Consider the following 803-nt stretch of genomic DNA (forward strand, 5'->3'; position numbering starts at 1 on the left):
GGTGTGAGGAGTTGGGGGTCCGGTGGCGTGGGAGCGCTCCCGCTCCTCAGGCTGCGGCCCGCCGGGGCGGAGCGGCAACGCGCGATCGCGCCACTTTGCTGCCGTCTGGCGTAAAGCGGGCCGAGCGGTGCCGGGCCGCCGACCGGCGGGGCCGACCACCGACGCCGGCCCGCCGACTGCCGGCCGCCGACCGGGGGGCGTCGGTGCTCCGTCCGGGGGGCGTGGCCCGAATGGCGGTGCCCGAAGTCGGACATCACCGGCACGCTCATGTGTTTATGCGACTGTTCACGCCCACGTCCCCTCGCCCGGTGGCGGCAGCCGCCCTGCTCGCCGCCTGCGCCGCTGCGTCCGCCGTCCTCGTACCCGCCGTCCCCGCGCACGCGGTGTCCCCGCAGCCGCTGCCCGCCTGCACCGCTCCGGACGACCACACCTTCCCGCTCACCACCCGCGTCCACGGCGGCCCCGACCGCTACGAACCCGGCGGGGGCTTCGGCGTCTGGTACCTGGACCTCACCAACACCACCTCCCGCACCTGCTCGGGAGTCCACCCGGTCGTCGTCCTCGTCGACCAGGAGCGGGCCCTGGAGCCGTCGCAGCCCCAACTGGAGTTCTACGACGGCGCCGACCCCCGTCCCGTCACCTTCGAGAAGACCGACCGGGACGAACTGATCGGCGCGTTCGGCGAGGGTGAGGGCGTGAACGAGGGGAACGAGGGCGACGACGCGGCCACCGACCCCTTCGCCGGCTTCACCGTCGCCCCGGGCAAGACCCTCACCGTGAAGCTGCGCCTCTCGCTGACCTCG

1 pseudogene is annotated in these 803 nt (G+C 74.5%); it reads left to right on the top strand.

The window, feature by feature from the left end:
* Positions 1–275 precede the first annotated feature (275 nt).
* A pseudogene (locus DMH12_RS38655) lies at positions 276–803 on the top strand (hypothetical protein); the annotation flags it as partial.

Origin of the sequence: Streptomyces sp. WAC 04229, from assembly GCF_003947455.1 — a bacterium.
Taxonomy (GTDB): Bacteria; Actinomycetota; Actinomycetes; order Streptomycetales; family Streptomycetaceae; genus Streptomyces.